The organism is Sinorhizobium sp. CB7 (assembly GCF_041357635.1).
Taxonomy (GTDB): Bacteria; Pseudomonadota; Alphaproteobacteria; order Rhizobiales; family Rhizobiaceae; genus Rhizobium.
Genome location: NZ_JAULLL010000008.1, coordinates 1 through 20,332, shown reverse-complemented (window position 1 = coordinate 20,332; position 20,332 = coordinate 1). Strand labels below are relative to the sequence as shown.

23 protein-coding genes and 1 riboswitch are annotated in these 20,332 nt (G+C 59.7%); of the genes, 11 read left to right on the top strand and 12 right to left on the bottom strand.

All coding sequences use genetic code 11. The features are described from left to right. The first annotated feature begins 113 nt into the window (after window positions 1-113). Both AAE029_RS16065 and AAE029_RS16060 read left to right on the top strand, forming a co-directional pair. Window positions 114-1,022 carry an SDR family oxidoreductase gene (locus AAE029_RS16065; protein ID WP_371073873.1) on the top strand — a complete coding sequence of 303 codons (909 nt, stop codon included), beginning with the start codon at window positions 114-116 and terminating at the stop codon, window positions 1,020-1,022. A gap of 172 nt (window positions 1,023-1,194) precedes the next feature. After that, window positions 1,195-1,761, top strand: coding sequence for an N-acetyltransferase family protein (locus tag AAE029_RS16060; protein WP_371073872.1), 567 nt, complete (start codon window positions 1,195-1,197; stop codon window positions 1,759-1,761). Between the two features lie 64 nt (window positions 1,762-1,825). Here AAE029_RS16060 and AAE029_RS16055 read toward each other — a convergent pair whose 3' ends face one another. Continuing rightward, complete coding sequence (locus AAE029_RS16055; RefSeq protein ID WP_371073871.1) at window positions 1,826-2,725, bottom strand: LysR family transcriptional regulator; 900 nt, start codon at window positions 2,723-2,725, stop codon at window positions 1,826-1,828. A gap of 98 nt (window positions 2,726-2,823) precedes the next feature. Between AAE029_RS16055 and AAE029_RS16050 the strand changes: the two genes are divergently transcribed. Beyond that, window positions 2,824-3,717 carry an aldo/keto reductase family oxidoreductase gene (locus AAE029_RS16050; protein ID WP_371073870.1) on the top strand — a complete coding sequence of 298 codons (894 nt, stop codon included), beginning with the start codon at window positions 2,824-2,826 and terminating at the stop codon, window positions 3,715-3,717. 115 nt (window positions 3,718-3,832) lie between these two features. On the opposite strand, the gene AAE029_RS16045 is transcribed toward AAE029_RS16050, so the two are convergent. The 7 genes from AAE029_RS16045 to AAE029_RS16015 all read right to left on the bottom strand — a co-directional run bounded on the left by AAE029_RS16045 (window position 3,833) and on the right by AAE029_RS16015 (window position 8,165). Further along, window positions 3,833-4,114, bottom strand: a complete 282-nt coding sequence (locus AAE029_RS16045) for a hypothetical protein (RefSeq protein WP_371073869.1) — start codon at window positions 4,112-4,114, stop codon at window positions 3,833-3,835. Window positions 4,115-4,116: 2 nt separating this feature from the next. Then, window positions 4,117-4,839, bottom strand: a complete 723-nt coding sequence (locus AAE029_RS16040; RefSeq protein ID WP_371073868.1) for a CbtA family protein — start codon at window positions 4,837-4,839, stop codon at window positions 4,117-4,119. Between the two features lie 12 nt (window positions 4,840-4,851). After that, window positions 4,852-5,037 (bottom strand): CbtB-domain containing protein, encoded by a 186-nt coding sequence (locus tag AAE029_RS16035; RefSeq protein ID WP_371073867.1) that lies wholly within the window; start codon window positions 5,035-5,037, stop codon window positions 4,852-4,854. A 174-nt stretch (window positions 5,038-5,211) separates the two neighbouring features. Continuing rightward, window positions 5,212-5,430: riboswitch (cobalamin riboswitch) on the bottom strand. A 42-nt stretch (window positions 5,431-5,472) separates the two neighbouring features. Then, entirely contained in the window at window positions 5,473-5,715 is a 243-nt protein-coding gene (locus tag AAE029_RS16030) for a hypothetical protein (protein WP_371073866.1), read from the bottom strand. Window positions 5,716-5,744: 29 nt separating this feature from the next. After that, entirely contained in the window at window positions 5,745-6,659 is a 915-nt protein-coding gene (locus AAE029_RS16025) for a cytochrome c (RefSeq protein ID WP_371073865.1), read from the bottom strand. A 234-nt stretch (window positions 6,660-6,893) separates the two neighbouring features. Beyond that, window positions 6,894-7,337: a cytochrome c gene (locus AAE029_RS16020; RefSeq protein WP_371073864.1), complete on the bottom strand. Its 444-nt coding sequence runs from the start codon at window positions 7,335-7,337 to the stop codon at window positions 6,894-6,896. A gap of 198 nt (window positions 7,338-7,535) precedes the next feature. Further along, entirely contained in the window at window positions 7,536-8,165 is a 630-nt protein-coding gene (locus tag AAE029_RS16015) for a LysE family translocator (RefSeq protein WP_371073863.1), read from the bottom strand. A 118-nt stretch (window positions 8,166-8,283) separates the two neighbouring features. Between AAE029_RS16015 and AAE029_RS16010 the strand changes: the two genes are divergently transcribed. Further along, complete coding sequence (locus AAE029_RS16010) at window positions 8,284-8,988, top strand: helix-turn-helix transcriptional regulator (protein WP_371073862.1); 705 nt, start codon at window positions 8,284-8,286, stop codon at window positions 8,986-8,988. Here AAE029_RS16010 and AAE029_RS16005 read toward each other — a convergent pair. Further along, a complete protein-coding gene (locus AAE029_RS16005) occupies window positions 8,968-9,837 on the bottom strand; it encodes a metallophosphoesterase (RefSeq protein ID WP_371073861.1) in 870 nt (289 codons plus the stop codon). The genes AAE029_RS16010 and AAE029_RS16005 overlap by 21 nt on opposite strands. 204 nt (window positions 9,838-10,041) lie before the next feature. Further along, complete coding sequence (locus AAE029_RS16000) at window positions 10,042-10,644, bottom strand: superoxide dismutase (protein ID WP_371073860.1); 603 nt, start codon at window positions 10,642-10,644, stop codon at window positions 10,042-10,044. Window positions 10,645-10,857: 213 nt separating this feature from the next. On the opposite strand from AAE029_RS16000, the gene AAE029_RS15995 reads away from it, so the two are divergent. The 6 genes from AAE029_RS15995 to AAE029_RS15970 all read left to right on the top strand — a co-directional run bounded on the left by AAE029_RS15995 (window position 10,858) and on the right by AAE029_RS15970 (window position 15,604). Continuing rightward, window positions 10,858-11,193, top strand: coding sequence for a hypothetical protein (locus tag AAE029_RS15995; protein WP_371073859.1), 336 nt, complete (start codon window positions 10,858-10,860; stop codon window positions 11,191-11,193). A 130-nt stretch (window positions 11,194-11,323) separates the two neighbouring features. Continuing rightward, the gene (locus tag AAE029_RS15990) at window positions 11,324-12,625 is read left to right on the top strand and encodes a hypothetical protein (protein WP_371073858.1); all 1,302 of its coding nucleotides are present in this window, start codon (window positions 11,324-11,326) and stop codon (window positions 12,623-12,625) included. After that, window positions 12,622-13,422, top strand: a complete 801-nt coding sequence (locus AAE029_RS15985) for an ATP-dependent Clp protease proteolytic subunit (protein ID WP_371073857.1) — start codon at window positions 12,622-12,624, stop codon at window positions 13,420-13,422. Before AAE029_RS15990 ends, AAE029_RS15985 begins: the two co-directional genes overlap by 4 nt. A gap of 80 nt (window positions 13,423-13,502) precedes the next feature. After that, window positions 13,503-14,234, top strand: a complete 732-nt coding sequence (locus AAE029_RS15980; protein ID WP_371073856.1) for a sulfite exporter TauE/SafE family protein — start codon at window positions 13,503-13,505, stop codon at window positions 14,232-14,234. 200 nt (window positions 14,235-14,434) lie between these two features. Then, the gene (locus tag AAE029_RS15975; protein ID WP_371073855.1) at window positions 14,435-15,010 is read left to right on the top strand and encodes a TetR/AcrR family transcriptional regulator; all 576 of its coding nucleotides are present in this window, start codon (window positions 14,435-14,437) and stop codon (window positions 15,008-15,010) included. A gap of 93 nt (window positions 15,011-15,103) precedes the next feature. Then, on the top strand, window positions 15,104-15,604 hold the full coding sequence (locus AAE029_RS15970) for a hypothetical protein (RefSeq protein ID WP_371073854.1): 501 nt from the start codon (window positions 15,104-15,106) through the stop codon (window positions 15,602-15,604). 302 nt (window positions 15,605-15,906) lie between these two features. Here the strand turns inward: AAE029_RS15970 and AAE029_RS15965 are convergent, their stop codons facing one another. Further along, window positions 15,907-16,251 (bottom strand): nuclear transport factor 2 family protein, encoded by a 345-nt coding sequence (locus tag AAE029_RS15965; RefSeq protein ID WP_371073853.1) that lies wholly within the window; start codon window positions 16,249-16,251, stop codon window positions 15,907-15,909. Between the two features lie 355 nt (window positions 16,252-16,606). Between AAE029_RS15965 and AAE029_RS15960 the strand changes: the two genes are divergently transcribed. After that, entirely contained in the window at window positions 16,607-17,842 is a 1,236-nt protein-coding gene (locus AAE029_RS15960) for a multidrug efflux MFS transporter (protein ID WP_371073852.1), read from the top strand. A gap of 47 nt (window positions 17,843-17,889) precedes the next feature. Here AAE029_RS15960 and AAE029_RS15955 read toward each other — a convergent pair whose 3' ends face one another. Further along, a complete protein-coding gene (locus AAE029_RS15955; RefSeq protein WP_371073851.1) occupies window positions 17,890-19,986 on the bottom strand; it encodes a catalase in 2,097 nt (698 codons plus the stop codon). Window positions 19,987-20,332 lie beyond the last annotated feature (346 nt).

Below are 20,332 nucleotides of genomic sequence, written 5' to 3'. Positions count from 1 at the left end.
CGCAGAAACGCTCTAACCTTTTGTTTTTACGCAATTCCCGACGGAAAACCGCTTCGCACTTTTCCTGGAATTGCTCTAATCCTTCGAATGGGTGTGATTTTGGGAGGAATCTCATGCAGCTTCAAGGAAAAGTCGCGCTGGTCGCCGGTGCGACACGAGGCGCCGGTCGGGGAATTGCCGTCGAACTGGGCGCCGCCGGCGCAACTGTTTATGTGACCGGACGGACGACGCGCAAACAGCAATCGGAATATGCTCGCCCCGAAACCATAGAAGAAACGGCGGAGCTGGTTTCCGAAGCGGGCGGCAAGGGTATTGCCGTTCAGGTTGACCATCTCATCGCCGACGACGTTCGAAAACTGATCGATCGGATCCGCGCAGATGAGGGACGCCTCGACGTCCTCGTCAACGACATCTGGGGTGGGGAACGGCTGATGGAATGGTACAAGCCGGTCTGGGAACACGACCTGCAGAAAGGTCTGCGCATGCTGCGCCTTGGCATCGAGACGCATCTGGTCACAGCGCATTATGCGCTCTCGCTTCTGATCGAGCATCCGGGCGGCCTCCTCGTGGAAGTCACGGATGGCACAGCGAAGTACAATGCGGAAAATTACCGGCTCTCGCCCTTCTACGATCTCGCCAAGGTGGCGTTGACGCGCCTGGCCTGGGCGCATGCCAGAGACCTTGCGCCACATGGGGCGACATCCGTCTCCCTCACACCGGGATGGCTGCGCTCGGAAATGATGCTGGAAGCCTTTGGCGTGACCGAGGAAAACTGGCGCGATGCCCTTTCGAAGCAACCGCATTTCGTCATATCCGAGACACCACGCTTTATCGGGCGTGCCGTTGCCGCGCTTGCGGCCGATCCGGATCGCGGACGCTGGAATGGCCAATCGCTTTCCAGCGGCGGACTGGCGCAGGTCTATGGTTTCACCGACCTCGATGGTTCCAGCCCCGATGCGTGGCGCTATGTCCCTGAAGTGCAGGATGCGGGAAAGCCTGCCGATGCGACAGGCTACAGATAGGTTATCACTCGGTACTATCGGAGAGATCTCTCGGCAACATTCCGAGAGATCGAATTCGACCCTTATTGACAAAACCCCGGTTTCGGGGAATCTAGGGCGCATGATCAGACAAGCGCTCCATTCTCGCTCGTATTTTTGGCTGTACCTGTAAGGGGCGGCCGGACAGATCATATTGTCAACAAGCCGCCGTCAGGCGGCTTTGTTGTATCGGCAGCGTCCTGACGGCAGAAATCAAGAGGACGCGAAGGCCATGACCGAGGATACCGAAATCACCCTCCCCCGCCCGCCGGTGGTCACCATACGCACTGCAAAGCAGCGCGACCTGCCGGAACTTCATGAAATGATAACCCTTCTTGCCGCTCACCATGGCGACGCCGCCGCCACGACGCTGGAGCAACTCGAGCGCGATCTCTTCGGCCTGGTTCCATGGATTACCGCGCTCGTTGCCGAGTCCAGCGGAGGGCTGATGGGCTACGCCATCCTCGTTCCCCTCTACAGGGCGCAGGAGGGCCAGCGTGGCATGGACCTGCATCACCTCTTCGTGCGCGACGGTCATCGCGGCCATGGTATCGGCCAGCATCTCGTCGACCGCGCACGCGAGATCGCGCGCAAGGCCGGTTGCGGCTACCTCTCCGTCAGCGCGGCGACCGGCAATGTACAGGCACACCGCTTCTACGAGCAGTTGGACTTCATCCCCCGTCCCGTCACCGGCATGCGATACATGCAGTCTCTGGCATGAGGCGGCAGTCCGACCGAGTTTTGGCGGCAACTCCGAGGACCTTCAGGACTCCGACTAGATGAATCTAGCTGCGCCTGTTCCTGATAAAATCCACGAAGGCGCGCAACGGCGCAGGTACGAGCCGCCGGCTTGGAAAGTAGAGAAAGGGTCCCGAAAAGCTCTGCCACCAAGCTTCCAGCACAGGAACGAGAGTCCCCTCATCGAGTGCAGGACGAAGCCGCTCTTCGAAAAGGCGGATGACTCCCAGCCCGGCGATGGCGGCACTGACCAACATGTCTGCTGCCGCTCCAGGCCGGACCATCAGCGGCCCGGTCGGATCGATACGCATGATTTCGCCGTCGCGTTCAAACTCCCAGATCGGGATCGCGCCGCCGGCAAATTGTCCACGCAGACAGTTATGGTCGAGGAGGTCTCGCGGATGTTCCGGGTGTCCTCGAACTGCGAGATAGCTCGGGGCCGCCGCCGTCGCGAAACGTTGGATGCGCGGACCGATCGGCACTGCGATCATGTCCTGCTCCAGCCGCTCGTCGTAGCGAATGCCCGCATCACATCCGGCGGCAAGCACATCGACGAAGCTGTCTTCGACGACGACCTCCAGCCGGATGTCCGGATATTCCTTCAGGAACGGCTCGATAATCGAGGGCAAGACGCCGTTGGCCACGCTGGAGGGCACGTTGAGCCTCAGCGTCCCAGTCGGGCGATCACGAAACGCATTGACGACATCCAGCGCCGCCTCCATTTCGGCAATGGCCGGGATCAGCCGCTCGAGCACGCGGGTGCCTGCTTCGGTAGGAGCGACGCTGCGTGTCGTGCGGTTCAGCAGCCGAACACCAAGTTTCGCCTCCAACCGCCGGACGGCCCCGCTCAGGTGCGAGGCTGATGCGCCGGTCACGCGCGCTGCGTCACGGAACCCGCCTGCCTTGGCCACCGCTACGAAAGCCGAGAGATCACTCAGATTTTCCATTGTTCGCCACCGCGCACAGCCCGTAGAGTTTGTGCTGTATTATCATAAGATCCGAACAGGTCCAAATAGGGTGCGAATTTAACGCACGGAGATCTGTCATGACTAACATCTCGTCCGCCGGTTCTTTTCATCTCGGCAACCGCACGGTTAATCGCATGGGATATGGCGCCATGCAGCTCGCCGGTCCCGGCGTGTTCGGCCCGCCAAAGGATCGGGAAATGGCACTCGCAGTTCTGCGGGAGGCCGTGGGGACTGGAGTAAATCATATCGACACCAGTGACTTCTACGGCCCGCACGTCACCAATCAGCTTATCGCCGAGGCGCTCCATCCCTATCCGGACGACTTGGTGATTGTCACGAAAGTCGGTGCGTCCCGCGGTGACGATGCATCATGGCGCCCTGCCCTCAGCCCGGGCGATCTCGTCCGCCAGGTTCACGACAACCTCAGGAACCTCCGAGTCGAGGTGCTCGATGTCGTCAATCTGCGCGTTCCGGGCACAATACACGAACCAGCGGAGGGGTCGATCGAGGAGCCATTTGCTGTCCTTGCCGAGCTACAACGCCAAGGGCTCATCCGGCAACTCGGCTTGAGCAATGTCACCCTCGCACAAGTCGAAGAAGCGCGTGGCATCGCCGAGGTCGCATGCGTCCAGAACCAATACAATCTCGCGTTCCGCGCCGATGACGGCCTTATCGACACATTGGCGGCGGCCGGCATCGCTTACGTGCCTTTCTGGCCACTGGGTGGCATGACGCCACTTCAATCGTCGATCCTTTCAACGGTGGCGACGCAACTCGACGCCACGCCGATGCAAATCGCCCTCGCCTGGTTGCTGCACCGGGCGCCAAACATTCTCCTCATCCCTGGAACGTCATCGCTGGCGCATCTGAGTGAAAATCTCGCAGCCGCCAAACTGACGCTATCTAACGAAGCGCTCGCCCAGTTGGATGCGATCGGAGAGCAAAAGCCAGAACCTGCCGTGTCTGCTTGAACGCCGCAGCGCGGTGCCTAAAAGTGTGCGCTGTTTCGGGCGACATCCCGCTCCAACTTTTCGATCGAGAGATGGATTCAGATTTCAGGTCGATCCGACCTGAAATCATCCCGATCTAAAGGGTCTTTGCCGCATTGAGCTGCCGGGAAACATCCCTGCTGTTCAAATGAAAACTGCGGCCCGGCGGTATATTTGCAGCCGCAATCTTCGCCGAGGCCGCCGCGTCGAAAGCGACGGAATGCATCGTGAAATAGGCGAGGCAATCCTCTCGTTGCGGCGTGAAGCCGAGCAGGCTGCGAAAGGCCAGCCTGTGAATGACGCAAACGCCGCCGTGATCCACGGCGGCGAATTGCAGAGCATCGATGTCCTCGCGCCATTCGGCGACAAGGCGGGGCAATATCAGGCCTCGAAACGGCGATAGATGCTGCCGCTGAGAGAACCGAGCAGCACCCAGAAAAGCAGGCTCGTCAACACGGCTGCGACGACGAACTGATGCTCCAGCGCCTCCGGCGCCAGCGCATGCTCTCCTTCAGGGGCCGCAGGGGCGCCGATCAGATGCGGCGCGGCGATCAGAACGACAGCGAGCACGGCAGCCCAGGGCTTGCGCTGGAAGGCGATAAGCCCGATGGCGGCGGCGGTCGCGACGGCCGTTCCAACCCACCAGATCTGCCGCTCACCAAGCGGAGCAGCCTGCGTGCCCGGCAGTTCCGGCGGCAGGCCGAGCATCGGCGCCAGCATCACGCAGGCAAATCCGGCAAGCCCCCACAGCAGGCCATCGCGCCATGTAACCGGCTTGCCGCGCAACGCGATGAGGCCCGTTAGAACCAGCGAATAGCCGATCGCGGTCAGGATATTGGCGGCGACCGTGAAGGCGTTGCGCTCGAAGCCGTCGGCCGGCTCCCAGCCGCCTTCCTCATGTTCGTGCGCGGCCACGGCGGTATGATCGTGCGCGGCGGGCGCTGCAGCATCGGCATCGTGCGCGGGTGCTTCGCCAGCCTTCTCATAGACTTCCGCCTTGAGGATAAGCTGGCTCGTGCCGATAAATTGCGCGACGCTGACGGCAACACCGACGATCAGGCCAACAATGACCGATGTGAAGACGATCGAACGGAAAAGCGACATGGCTCTAACCGCTCAGTGGCAGGGAAACGCGTTGGCATGGCGCGTATCATGCGCCGCATTGTGAACGACTTCGAGATGCGAGAAGCCGACGAAACCGACAATGACCAAACCGAAGCAGATGGCGATCACCGACTGCAAAATTTTGCCGGCCTTGACGTCGGTCGTGACGACAGTGGAAGCAGTTTGCTGAACAGGCATGAAACGTCCCCTCATCCAGCGCAGAGATAAATTGATGAGCCGGCGATCTGCGCAAGGCGGCGGCTCCCGAGTGGAATGGTATAGCCTGGAGGGACGAAAAGGCCGCAACGACGGAAATAAGTTGCCGAGAGTGGCAATTTCCATCAGCATCGCAGTCTCGGGACACCCCGCCCGACTTGGACATCATTCAATGGCAGGTCTCCTGGCTTGCGGGTCACAATCCGGAACCGCGCCTTCCCGGTTTAAATACCAGTGGCCGGAATTGGTCCTCGGACTCGCCGCTCACAGTTGCGGGGGCAGCCACGAATCGGGCCCCTCATGGGTCATCCCTATCGTGTTCCCTTTTCATCCCCGAAGCTTGGCTTACGGGGAACCATCGAATGAAGGAACTATCACTCAGCATGCCGGGCGGTGTCAATACGGCCGCTGCGCGTCCTATTCATGCGGCGGCCTCTTTGCCCATTGTTCCAGTGTCATGCGGATGAAGGCGAGAGCGGCGGCACGCGCCTCAGCCAGGTCGCGCGGATCCTTGACATCCTCTGCAAGACGCGTCTCCAGCTTCGCCATGGTGTCCGTCATCCAGCGCGCCATCGGCTCGTTCCCGGCCGCATAGCGCTGCTTCAGGCGGATGAACGCGGCGTCGATGTCCTCGGAAGAGAGCGGTCTGTCAGGTTTCATGCTATCCGCTTTCTTTCTCGAGGAAGGTCCTAGCGCGCCGGGATGGCTTTCAAATAGGCCGCGATCGCGTCACGGTCGGAAGCGGGTAGACGGGCGATATTCTTCTGGACATCGACCATGGAGCCACCGACCGAATCGAAGTCAGGCGTGAAGCCGGTCTCTAGATAGCTCGCGATATCACTCGCGCTCCAGGAGCCAACCGCCTTCGAGCCGGGTGTAATGTCCGGAATACGGCCCCTGCCCTCCGGGTTCGGCGCGCCAGCCAGCCACTGGTCCTTGAGGAAGCCGCCAAGAGCATCGCGCGGCGTATGGCATTCGCCGCAGTGGCCAAGCCCTTCGACGAGATATTGACCATGCTTGACCTTGTCGTCGGCGTCAGCGAGCACAACACGCGGCTGATCATTGAAATAGAGGAATTTCCATCCCCCGAGCGCCAGCCGGATATTGAACGGAAACGGTAGTTCATGAGGCGGCGCCACATTGCTGCTTTTCGGCAGCGTCTTCAGAAAAGCAAAGAGATCGTTGACGTCCTTGTCGCTCATGCGCGTATAGGAGCCGTAGGGAAAGGACGGATAGAGATGCTCGCCGTTCCTGCCGACGCCGCGCTTCATGGCATTGCCGAAGTCGGCCAGCGTCCAGGTACCGATGCCGGCCGTTTCGTCCGGGGAGATGTTTGGAACGTGGAAGGTGCCGAAGGGGCTGTTCAGGGCCAGCCCTCCCGAAAGCACAAGCCGCGCATCGCCCTGGGCGCCGGGCGCCACATGACAGCTGACGCAGCCACCTGCCCAGAAAACCATCTCGCCGTTCTTGACGTCAGGCGCCCCGAGATTGGCCCAATGGCTTTCGGGCAGCGGATCCGGGCGGGTGACGAAATAGAAGGCGCCCGCCCCGATGACAGCGAGACCGACAAGACAGAGCAGCACTTTCGCGACTATCGCAGCCATTGGCTTCCTTCTTAGAAATATCGGAGATCTTTGCGCTGCATAAGATGAGAGAACCGCGCCGGAGGCAAGACCGGCGCGGTACAGATGCGGCGGTGGCGCCGAAACGACCTACCGATCAGCCTCAGAGCCGGATGATTTCAGGTCGAATCGACCTGAAATCTGGATCCGCCTCTAAATCAAAAAGTCAGAGCGGGATGTTGTCCGAAAACCGCGCACACTTTTCGGCATCCCGCTCTAGTCAACTTTGATGCGGTAGTTCTCATGACAGCCGCTGCAGTTGGCGCCAAGTGATTTGACGGCGGCACCGACAGCCGCAGCATCCGCTGGAAGCTGAGCGACCAGGGTCTCTGCGTCGGTGGAGAGTTTCTCAGCGCGTGCCTTGAAGTCGCTCATATTTTCCCAGATCTTCGGGCTCGCCGCCTTGTCGCCGGTTTCCGAGCCTGCCGGGAACTGGTTGGGGAAAACCTTAGCCGTTTCGGAAATCGTCGTCAGCGCCGTTTTCACCGCGTCCGCGTCATAGGGCTTTTCGCCCTTGGCAATGGCGGCCAGAGCGCCGGCTGAGCCGCCGACCTTCTTCATGAGGGCCGAACGCGCCTCGTGGGTCCCGTCCTGCGCGATCGCGGCGCCAAGGCCCACGCCGGCCAGGACGACCGCGGCCGCAATCAATTTCATTTTCATATCCGCTCTCCGTGTTCGTGCCCGCGTTCCCCGTGAACTGCCGGACGTTTCATGTGCGGCGGCATGATGGCAATTTCCAACTTACCCATGAAGTAACAAAGTGGTGATATGATAGTAAAATCAGCGTCATATTTCGTTTACACAAGGAGCGAATTCTCAAAATAGACGGCGCTCATGCACAAGGCGGGGCACGCTGGCCTAACGCCAGCTGTGCCAGAGGCTAAAAGCCGATACGAGCACGAGGAGAAGCCCGACAAAGCGGCCGACGAAGGCAGTCGCAGCGGGATTGGCAACCAGCAGATCGCGGCTGCGACCGGCCGTCATTGCGAGGGCCCCGTAAATGGCAAACTGCGTGAAAACGGTCATCAGTCCCATAATGAGTCCCTGTCTCCAGAGCGGCCCGTATTCCGGTTTCAGGAACTGTGGATAGACGGCGAGCATGAAGAGATAGGCCTTGGGATTTATGAGGCAGGTCACGGCGCCCTGTCGAAAGGCCCGCCAGACCGAACGCGCGCCTCCCGGTCCCACGGCATCGACAGTGATCGAGCTTTTCATCAGCGTGACCCCGATCCAGGCCATGTAGGCGACGCCGACAAAGAGCAGCAGATTGAAGACCGAGGGCAGCAGGCTTGCTAACAGTCCGACGCCAATGACGCCGTAAAGCGAGTGGACCGCTCCTCCCGCCATGATACCCCCTGTTGCGGCGAGCCCGCGCTGTACGCCGCCGGTCAGCGCATTGGCAAGTACAAAGAGCATGTCAATGCCGGGCACGATGATGATGCCGAACAAGAGAGTGAAATAGAGCCAGAGATTTTCGCTGTAGGTCATGTCAGTTGCCTGGGGGATTTTTCCGAAAGATTTCGTTGAATTTCAAATCGATAGTGATCTCTATACGGATGACCAACTGACAGTGTATTGTCAGGAGCCTTTTCAAAAGGGAGAGAAGATGCGCAAGGCGTCGCGTCTGTTCGAGATCATCCAGATCCTGCGGCTGGCACGAAAGCCGGTGACCGCAGCTACGATGGCCGAGACGCTCGAGGTGACCGTCCGTTCGGTCTACCGCGACATTGCGGCCCTGCAGGCCATGCGTGTCCCGATCGAGGGCGGGCGAGGCATTGGCTATATTTTGAGGCCCGGCTTCGACCTGCCGCCCCTGATGTTTTCCATCGAGGAGATGGAGGCGATCGTGCTTTCGCTGGCGCTCCTGGAACGCACCGGCGACGTCGAATTGAAGCAGGCGGCCAAGCGCGTGAACCAGAAGATCGCGGCCGCAGTACCGACGCCCCTGCGCCAGGCGCTGAGCAGCAACGCGCTCTATGCCTGGGGTACCGCCGCCCCCTCCCCGATCGGGATCGACCTGGGGCTGGTGCGCCGTGCTATCCGCGACGAGCAGAAACTGAGCATCGACTACCGTGACGAACTTGGTCGCGCCACCGAACGAACCATTCGTCCGGTGGCCCTGATCTATTATTCAGAGACGGCCAATATCGTCGCCTGGTGTGAATTGCGCGAGGCAATCCGCAATTTCCGAAGCGATCGTGTCGAGCACTGCGAGGCAACGGACGCTTTTTTCAAAGGCGAAGGGGACGGCTTGCGCGGGATATGGATGGACGGATGGGCGTCAAGGAAATCAACCCGGCAAGACCATTGATGTGAGCGGCAGGATGCGGCTTTCCTCCCGGCCGAATCCTTCGATTTCCAGCCTGTCGGGATAGACTCCGACAATTGCGAAGGTGTTCTGATCCGCTGTATCCACCATGCCCTTGAAGTTGACGAAATGTGTGTTGTCTTTCGTGCCGAAATTGCCCGCGTGGTTGTGACCGCAGAAATAGGCGACGGCATTGTCGTGCTCGACCAGGAGATCCACAATCCGCTGGGCATCCCACATATTGTGCTCGTTTGGCGGATAAACCGGATAATGGCCCATGACGATCACCCGCTCTCCGGCGGTACGGGCTTTCTTCAGAACCGCCCGCAGCCAGAGGAACTGCACATCGCCGAGTGAAGCATTCCAGGGATGGGCATTGATCGCGCCTTCGCACCGCAGCGCCTCCAGCCGCTTTTCGGCAAGCGTCCGGCGCGGGTCGTTCTCTGGCGATGAAAACAGGCTCACCTCGTTGCCGTCGAGCATGATGAAGCGATAGTCCCCGACGACGAAGTCGTAATAAGAATCACGCATGCCGACCCTGGCGAAGACGGAGGCAAGACGATCCGGTGCGACGGCAAAATCGTGATTGCCAAGCAGGAAATAACGCGGATGCCGCAGCTTTTCATAGATCGGCAGGATGGCGTCAAAGCTCTCCCAGATGCCGTCGATGACATCGCCCAATGTCACCACGAAAGCGAGATCAGCCCTGTTGAATTCGGTGATCGCCTCGGAAAGTTTTGCGAGGCTGTTGGCATAGTACCGATTGAAAGCGACGTTCGGCGCAAGAGCGGCATATTGCGGATCAGCGACAACGCCGAAACGAAAGAGGGGACTATCGGGAAAGGAGGACATGTGGCCTCTTAGAATGGTTCAGCTTTTTGTGGAAGCGCAGAACCGCTCTAACCTTTTGTTTTCATGCAATTCCGAACGGAAAACCGCTTCGCGCTTACTGGAAGTGCATTAGGCTGCTCAGATGACAGTCTTGTGACATAAAATCAAAACACCCGGCGTTTTGAAACACCGGGTGTCCAAGAACTTGGAGAACGATCAGTCCGCTTACTTCGCGGCGGCCTCGTAGCGCTCCAGCACGTAGTCCCAGTTGATCAGGCTGTCGATGAAAGCCTCGAGGTACTTCGGGCGGGCGTTGCGATAGTCGATGTAATAGGAATGTTCCCAGACATCGACGCCGAGGATCGGAGTTGCGCCATGGACGAGCGGATTTTCGCCGTTCGGGGTCTTGGAGATTTCGAGCTTACCGTTCTTGACGGAAACCCAGGCCCAGCCGGAACCGAACTGTGTGGCGCCAGCATTGGCGAAATCGGCCTTGAACTTGTCGTAGCCGCCGAGATCGGAGGTGAAGGCAGCTTCGAGCTTGCCCGGCAGCTTGTTGCCGCCACCGCCCTTCCTCATCCACTTCCAGAAATGGATATGGTTGTAGTGCTGGGCGGCATTGTTGAAGAGGCCCTGGTTGGTGCCGAAGGACTTCTTGACCACTTCCTCTACGGAAAGGTCAGCCATGCCTGCCTCGGCCGCGAGCTTGTTGCCGTTGTCGACATAGGCCTTGTGGTGCTTGTCGTGATGAAACTCCAGCGTCTCCTTCGACATGAAGGGAGCAAGCGCTTCGTAATCATAGGGAAGTTCAGGCAATTCGAAAGCCATGGTCACATCTCCTCTTGGCAATGATTTGCGTATTGGCAGGTGAGCGGAAACATAGGAGGGGAACTGTTGCGAGGCAACCCGGCGGAATATCAAAAAGTGGTCACCGCGCGGAAAAAATGCCTTTATTTCAGCAATGGTTTAGCGCGGAAGAATCGTCGATAAGATCCCCCTCGCGAGCACTCCCACAATGCCGGCAAAAAACAGGACATCAACATGCAAAGACATAAAATCCGTCTCTTGGCCTTCATCGGTTTTGCGCTGACAGCGGGCCTGGCACAGGCCTCTTCGGACGATGCCTGGGCCGGGTTCAGAACAGATGTCGAAGCAAAATGCAAGAAGGCTGCAAGCGGCTTCGTCGAATCGGCCAACGCGGTCGTCGATCCCTTCGGCAGCGAGCATTATGGACTTGCCCTGGTGACCGGCAAGCCGAAGGGAGCAAAGGGCGTTGTCACCCATATCTGCGTCTATGACAAGCAGAAGAAGACGGCCGAGATCGGCAGCGAGTTGGAAACAAAGAAGCTCAAGCTGCTGCCAGAGGGCAAGCAATAGGACTGCAGCATAGAGGAGTTCGGGCGACGCGGACACAGGCTCCTTCCCGTTGAATGACGATGGCATAATGGCCTTGTTTTCGCCGGCATTTTAGTGACCTCTTAGTGGATATTGCCGGGAGGGACCATTCATGGGACTTGGCGCATCGCATCGATTGCAGGACGGCATCGTTGCCGTCGAAACCATGACGCGCTTTGCATTTGCTGTGCTGGCGCTCGCCTCCGGTGTGTATACCTACCTTGGCGTGCGCAGCATCCTCGACGGCTCGCCGACGGCCGTCTTCTTCGCGGCCCTCATCTATTCCAGCGCCGTCTCAGTAGCGATCTACGCATTCTGGACTTACATGGGGCGCTTCTATCCCCATGTGACAGGGACGGGTGGGCGAGCTGCCATGTTGGGGGTTATGGCGCTCGGCTGCGCGATGATCATCGCCATGTCGAGCTGGCTGAACGCGGCCGCGCTTGCCGGATCGGCGGCGCTGGAGCAGCATCTGGCCGAAACGCTCGAGGACTATACCGGCGATCTCGACAGAGCGCATCAGAATGCCCTTGCGGCCCAGAGCCTGCTGCCCGACATCCAGCGCACCCAGGAGCGGTTTCAGCGACTGGCCGACCAGGAGCGCGAAACCGGCGCGTTGACGGGCACGATGGGCGCCGGCAGTGTCGTCCAGCTTCTGTCGCAAATGGCTGCGCAACTGACCGAACTCGAAAACGGCATCATGACCTCGCGCGAGCGCGTAACGACCCTGTTCGACGAGGGTCGCAAGCATCTGGAGACAATGCGCACGCTGGTCTCCGCTCCAGGCGCGATCAATCCGCGGGCCGACCAGTTCGCGGCCGAGGTCGTGGCCCTTTCCGGCGTCATCACGTCGCTGGAGCAGACCTCGATCGCCGCCTCGGTCAAGCGCGCAGCAGACGATCTTTCGCTTGGCTTCATCGCGCCGGTGGCAGATGGTCGAGAGGCCGATCTCGTCAACCGTCAGGATCAGGTGATGGAGACGATCCGTTCCTCCGTTTCCGCACAATCGAAGGTGCTGTCGCAGGCAGCAGACGAGATCCTGGCCCGCGCACCGGTGGAAGAACGCCGCTTCGTTCCGCTTTCCTCCGCCGAAGCCGTTCTTCGCTATGCCGGCGACTTCATACCGAGTTGGGCCGGCGCCATCTCGATCGATCTGCTCCCTGCCGTCCTCGTCTTCATGCTCTCGATCGTACATGCGACACTCAGACGTCAGGAACAAAGCCTGCCGTTTGCTGAACGCATCACCGCCGCAGAACTCATCGAAGCGCTCGAAGTGCAAAGGGCCATCCAAAGAAACGGTGTCGACGTCGAGACGGCCGTCGCCTCGGCGGAGACAGACGAGCAAAGCGAAGCCTCGAACGTCGCCAGTTTCGATTCTGCCGGGAAGAACCCGCGAAAAGGTCCGCCCTCATGAAGGTCGATGCCATCGTCACGCGGACCAGAGACGCTTTTCTGGCATTGGACGACGGCTCGTTGATGCGCAATGTCTTTTACACGCTGCTTGCCGCTGCCGCGGTCTTTGTCGTCATCGACTGGCGGGAAATTCGGGCTGTCAATGCAGCGCTCCGCTACGATCCGATGCAACCGGAAACGCTGCTCACATTGCCACCCGCCCTGACGGAAGGCCGACCGCGGGCCGCACCTTCCGAAGTGACTAGCGATCCGGACGTGCTGAAGCGGGCGATGCGCTTCGAGTTGAGATCGGGCGGTGTCCTGTCGGCGGAAGGTACGATCGATATCGGCGCGGCCGACCGCTTTGCGAAAGAAATCGAAGCGCGCGGTGAATATGTAAAGACCGTATTGCTGGATTCGCCTGGCGGCTCGGTCGGCGACGCGCTCGCGATATCCAAAATGATCCGCACGCAGAAGATCGGCACGAAGGTCGCCGCGGGTGCACTCTGTGCCTCTTCCTGCCCGCTCGTTCTCGCCGGCGGCGCCACCCGCGAAGCAGAACCAGGTGCGGTCATCGGCGTGCACCAGATCTTCAACGCGACGAAGGAGACACTTTCCCCCGAACGCGCCATGTCGGCGGCACAGAAGACGACAGCAGAAATGGGCCGGCATCTTCATGCCATGGGCATCAAACCCGATCTCTGGTTCAAGGCCCTCGAAACTCCAGCCGACCGCCTCTACTATCTAACTCCGGAGGAGATGAGGGCGTTCGCGCTGACGACCGAACCGGCGCAGGCTGTGGTCAAACAACGAAAATAATGCGGCTCTTTTGACCGAGTGGAAGGAACATTCTCCATCATTCCGTGTTCTTTTCGGAGTTTGTGCGATCCAGGAAGCCCATGCAGGTTGATTTTTTCTTCTTTATTATCATTGGTTTCTGCGCCCAGATCGTTGATGGAGCGCTCGGAATGGCCTTTGGCGTGCTCTCCACGACAAGCCTGCTGACACTGGGTGTTCCTGCAGCGAATGCGAGCGCCATGACTCACGTGGCCGAGATCTTCACCACAGGAGCATCCGGAATGTCACATGCCTATCACCGCAACGTCGACTGGCGCATGGTGGCACGTCTCGCACCGACGGGCATGATCGGTGGAGCGATCGGTGCCTATGCGTTGGCAAACATCGATGGCAAGGTGATCGAACCCTATGTCTCAGCCTATCTCCTCATCATCGGTCTCTTCATCCTGTTCAAGGCGTTCCGGCCGCTCTGGCCGCGCGACGTGCGCGACCAGATCGTGCCTCCTGTTGGACTGGCCGGCGGCATTCTCGATGCGATCGGCGGCGGCGGTTGGGGACCAGTTGTCACCGGTTCACTCGTCGGTCGTGGTCATGACCCGAAAAAAGTCATCGGCTCCACCAATTTCACCGAATTTGCCGTCACGTTCGTTATCTCGCTGACCTTCGTGCTGACGCTCGGCTGGTCGGAACTGCATTCCGCCGTCGGACTGATCATCGGTGGGGTCATCGCGGCTCCTTTCGGCGCACTTCTCGTCAAGCGCCTGCCGGTACGGCCGCTGATGGTCGCCGTCTCGGTGATCATCATCGCGACGTCGGCCATCCGCATCTTCTAAAACCCATTGTTGGCATGCATGTCGTCGCCGCAAACCGCTGCACACTTTTGCGCGACATGCATTTTTGTTTTCATGCATGTCGTTGTCGCAAAAACCGCTGCACGCTTTTGCGCGACATGCATTGATTGTCACCATTCCGTGAACACTGCTTTCCCGTATGAGGATTGACTGCCGACCAACTAGTCGGTAGATAGACACTCATGACGAAAGACACCTACACACGCATATTGGATAGCGCACAGGCACTGCTAACCTCCTATGGGTACAACGCGTTCAGCTACGCGGATATTTCCACGGAGGTCGGTATCGGGAAGGCAACGATCCACCATCACTTCCCCACCAAGGCGGATCTTGCCGCAGCGGTGTTGGCGCGTTATCGCGAGACCAGCAGGCAGGCGGTCGGCAATTTGCTCTCAGCCGAGCCCGGCGCGATGGCGCGGCTCGGTGCCTATGTCGGCTACTGGGAACAATGCATCCGCAACAACGACAGGCCCTTTTGCATCGGTGCGCTGCTCGCCGCCGAGCTACCGTCCCTCCCGGATCAGGTGGTGAAGGAAGTCCAGGGGCATTTTGCCGATTTCACCAATTGGCTCACGCAAGTGATCGACGAAGGGCTAAAGAACGATGAATTGCGCAGCAGCGACAGCGCCGAAAAGGAAGCCCATACGCTTCTGGCAAGCGTGCATGGCGCCATGCTTGCCGCACGGGTCGCTGGCGGCGATGCCGCGCTCTATTCCTGCATCGTCAACGCGGCGCTGCAACGACTGAAAGCCTGAACAACATCGCATCCGTACACCATGAACTGCATGCCGAAGTTTCATTTGTCAAAGCAATCGACCAACTAGTCGGTCTAACTCGGAGAATCCTTTATGGTAAACCCTCTTTCCTTGCTCGGCGAGATCCACACCGCCGTCAGCCTCGTCCCCGTCGTTGCGGGCTTTTACAGCTTCGCCAGATACAGGGCGATCCGCCCCGAAACAGTCGCCGGCAAGGTCTATCTCGATTCGCTTGCGCTCTCAGTCTTCACGTCATTCGGTCTGTCTTCGACCGGCGGTTTCAACCCCGGCCATGCGTTGGGCATCATAGCGCTCACCGTAGCTGCGGCCGCACTCAGCGTGCGCAAACTTCATTTCCTCGGGCGTCTGATACCCTACCTTGAGGCCTTCGCGCTGTCCTTCACCTATTTCCTGGTGTGGGTACCGGGCATCAATGAGACGCTGTCGCGCCTGCCGCCGTCGCATCCGATCGGCAACGGACCGGATTCGCCGCCCGTCCAGGCTGCCCTCCTCGTCTGGCTCGTTCTCTTTGCCGTCGGCAGCCTCTATCAGGCCTGGACGATCCACAGGAGCCGGATGCCGTCGAGGGCATAGTTCAAGCAACCGGTCGGGTATCCTCTTTCCACGCGTGCGGGGGCTATGACGAGGAGCGAAACCCTCAGCGAATCCGATAGTTACCGTATAAGTTCGAGTACCGCAAAGGCCCCTCATCCGCCCTTCGGGCACCTTCTCCCCGCAAGCGGGGCGAAGGGGGAGTCGCACCCTCCGTCGTCCATCACTGCGGCGATGGGTCGTTAACAGTCGCCCCTTGTTCGATCGTCCCCTCGCCCCGCTTGCGGGGAGAGGGCTAGGGTGAGGGGCGAAACTCGGGAGCATCCGGTGGCTCAGACGTGTGCTCACACATTCCGCCCGAAATAGACGTCGACCGCGGCGATCTTGTCATCCCGAAACCTGATGTTCTCGATATTGCGGAAGGCGCCGCCATCGAGCTTTTCAGCACGATAGCGAACCAACGCCTCCTCGCCGTGCATGACCACCAATTCAATATCGATCTCGCCAAAGACCGGGCTCTCCGGCCAGCAGCGCTCGAAATAGGCCGCCTTGCCGATATGATCATCGCGCGGGCTCGAGAAGCTAAAATCCTCCGTGAGCATGGCCGCGACCGCATCCTTCCGGTTTTTTAAGTAGGCAGCATAGAGGTTGTGAACCATGTCCGTCCGTGACGTTTCCAGACTGTTCATGACTAATCTCCTCTTCTTGCGCGCCCTCACATAACCGATTGCAACTTGCAATCAGTATTTCTACCACTCCGCCGACGATCCCGCAAGGCGAGCGAAGGTGTCCGGGGCACCAAGTGACGCCGGCAAAGTGACTTTGCTGCCTTGCTGGACAGACGGTATGGGCGCTATATGGACACCTGCCCGCCCTGGAACGGCGAGCGCATGCCTCGCCACCGCAACGATCCACGCGCACGATACCGGCCAGCGAACCTCCCGAATGTCTTCAGCCACACCGATTTGGGGGCGTGGTGAAAGAAGACATTGCTTGGTGCGGCGCGGCGAAGCCGACAGATAAGATCAATGCCGAGGCCGGGAAATGACCGAGACAGCATGGGACGCCACAAAGGCAGAAGCCGGATCATCCTACTGGAAACGCAATCTGGTCATCAGCCTCCTCGGCTCCTTCACGACGATCGTGGCTATGACCCTTCTGCTCCCCTTCCTGCCGCTCTATGTCGAAGAGCTGGGCGCCGGGGACCACGCCGCGATCGTTCAATGGTCAGGCATTGCCTATGGCGCAACCTTCTTCGCCGCCGCCCTGGTCGCGCCACTCTGGGGCAGGCTTGGGGACATCTATGGCCGCAAGCTGATGCTGGTGAGAGCCAGCCTCGGCATGACGGTGGCAATCTCGCTGATGGGCATGGCAGGTAACGTCTGGCAGCTCGTGGCGCTCAGGCTCTTTGTTGGTTTGGCGGGCGGATATGCCTCCGGCTCGATGGTGCTGGTGGCGACCCAGACGCCGAAGGATCGTTCAGCCTGGGCGCTCGGTGTGCTTTCCTCCGGCATTATGGCGGGCAACCTCGTCGGGCCGCTGATCGGCGGAGCCCTGCCGCCGATCATTGGTATTCGCGGAACGTTTCTTGCCGCTGGCGGCATCATCTTTCTTGCTTTTCTGGCGACAACTTTCCTGATCAAGGAGGAAAAGTCCCCGGCGCGCAAACAGGCGGCCAAGGCGAGCGGTGGCTGGAAATCCGTCCCTGACAAGGGGCCGGTCATCGCCATGCTGGCAACCGGCTTGCTGCTCATGTTCGCCAATATGTCAATCGAGCCGATCATAACGGTTTATGTCGCACAGCTCGTATCCGAACAAAGCCAGGTGACGATGATTGCCGGGATCGTCATGTCGGCGACTGCCTTTGGCAGCATTCTGTCTGCCTCACGGCTCGGCAAGCTCGCCGACCGCATCGGCCACTGGCCGGTGATCGCCGGTGCGCTCGCTGTCGCCGGCCTGTTGCTGATACCGCAGGCCTTTGTTGCCAGCTCCTGGCAGTTGGTCGTCCTTCGCTTCCTGATGGGCATTGCGCTCGGGGGGCTGCTGCCTTGCATTTCCGCCGTCATCCGGCACAACGTGCCGGACAGTTCGGCAGGCAGCATCCTCGGCCTTTCGATCTCTTCGCAATATGTCGGCCAGGTCGCAGGGCCGATCCTTGGCGGCTTCGTCGGGGGGCATATCGGCATGCCTGCCGTTTTCCTCGGCACTTCCGTGCTGCTTCTTGCGGGCGCCGGCTATGCATGGCTGGTGAAGCCGCCGGAGAAGGAAAGCGCGCTCTGAAGCGACCTGTCGTCGTGCGTCTTATCGGACACACGACGACATAGATGTCAGGCAAGCATACGAAGCTTTGGTTCGCGTGCCCAGTAGCGCTTTCCGGCAGCGGTGACGAAGCCGCCGTTCAACGCCACGACGCCTTCATCGGGTTCAACACCCGCCTTTTGCAGAAGCGGCCTCGCTGCGTCGGTAAAGCCGATTGCCTTGAGATGGCCGAAGGCATCCATGATCCATTGCACCGCGGCCCCCTCCTTCAACAACATCTTGCAGCCTTCATCCGACAATAGCACAGCCACGGCGTCAAAGATCTGCGACGGCGACCCCAGGAGCTGGCCATCAGCTCTCGTCACCTTGCCATCGGAAAGCTTGGCCTTGCCAACCTTTGGCGCCACCACGAACGGCGTGCCGCCAGCCTTGCCGATCTCGCCAACCAGGGCCTTTAATGCCTTGGCGTCGCTGCCGTCGGCCACAAGGATCCCAATTTTCCGGCCTTCGATCGTCTCCTTCATGTTCTTGTGGATCGACAGGGCCGGCGACGGCGCCATGTCGATCGGCTCACGCGCCGCGGGGTTCTTGTTCGGCAGATCTATGCCGAGCCCGTCGGCGACGCGTCTTGCCAGATCCTCATCGACATTCAGCAGATTGCCGACCATACGCGGTGGCACCTGTTCGAGATTGACCTTCGACAGCTCGAAGACGAAAGAGGAAGCGATATGGGCCTGTTCCGACGGCGTCTGCGATTTCCAGAAAAGCCGTGCCTGACTATAATGATCGGCGAAGAGCTCCGGACGGACCCTGTATTTGTCGCCCTGCTCCTTCTCGCCGGCCTGATGCTCGTAAGTATGGAAACCAGTGACGGGGCATTCGCGCGGACCGCCGCCCTCGCCATGGGCCGACAGGCTGTTCGGCTCATAGTTCGCCCTGCCCTTCGGCACCATCATCTGCATCTGGCCGTCGCGCTGAAAGTTCATGACAGGACATTTCGGCGCGTTGATCGGCAGCTGGTGAAAGTTGGCGGTGCCCAGACGGGACTTCTGCGTGTCGAGATAACTGAAGAGGCGCCCCTGCAACAGCGGATCATTGGTGAAATCGATGCCCGGGACGATATTGGCCGGACAATAGGCGACTTGTTCGGTTTCGGCGAAGAAGTTGTCCGGATTACGGTCGAGCACGAGCCGGCCAACGATCTTGAGCGGCAGCACTTCTTCCGGAATGATCTTCGTGGCATCGAGCACATCATAGGGCAGGCTCTCGGCGAATTTGTCGTCGAAGGTTTGAATCCCGAGCTCCCATTCCGGGAAATTACCCGCCTCGATTGTCTCGAAAAGGTCGCGACGATGGAAATCATTGTCGGCCGCCTGCAGCTTCAGCGCCTCGTCCCAGACCACGGACTGCAAGCCAAGCTTCGGTTTCCAGTGGAACTTGACGAAAGTCGATTTGCCCGCCTCATTGACGAAGCGGAAAGTATGAATGCCGAAGCCCTGCATGGTGCGGAATGAGCGCGGGATGGCGCGGTCGGACATCGCCCACATCAGCATATGGGTGGTTTCCGGCATCAGCGATGCCCAGTCCCAGAAGGTGTCGTGGGCACTGGCGGCCTGCGGATAGGCACGATCGGCCTCCATTTTGACCGCATGCACCAGGTCTGGAAACTTGATGGCATCCTGGATGAAGAAGACTGGAATATTGTTGCCGACCAGATCCCAGTTGCCTTCCTTGGTATAGAACTTGACGGCGAAGCCACGGACGTCCCGGGGCGTATCGACCGAGCCCGCGCCGCCGGCGACGGTCGAAAAACGCACGAAAACCGGCGTCTTCTCACCCGTGCGCTGGAACAGGTCCGCCCTGGTGATATCGGAGAGCGATTCCGTCAGCTCGAAATAGCCATGCGCTGCCGACCCGCGGGCATGGACGATGCGCTCCGGGATGCGCTCATGATCGAAATGGAAGATTTTTTCGCGCAGCACGAAATCCTCGAGAAGGGTCGGCCCGCGCACGCCGGATTTCAGGCTGTTCTGATTGTCGGAGATTCGGATGCCCTGATTGGTCGTCAGGTGATCGGTACCCGTATGCGGTCCCTTGGCGGGGATATGCTGATGGGTTTCGCCGCCATTACCGCGATCGGTGTTGAATGTCGCATTGTTAGACATGGAAGGAATCCCTCCTCTTGGCGTGAATAGGAGGCAAACGATTGGCGGAACCTAATGTTCCTCGGGTGCAGCAACCTGAGGATGCACGACGGCCAGAGATCGGCCGGTACACCTCCCACCATTATTACTCTGGAACCCATTCACCGCCCTGTATGCGCGTCAGGCGTAGCCGTACTAGACGATCGTATAGTTGTTTGCCCCTCCATGCGATGGTCTCATCCGCGCCGACGACGGGGAGGACAACATCCCGGTCTAGCCAAGACTGCCCCTGGAACCAGAAGGAGTAAGAGGATGGGAACGATCACGACCAAGGACGGTACGAAAATTTTCTACAAGGACTGGGGAA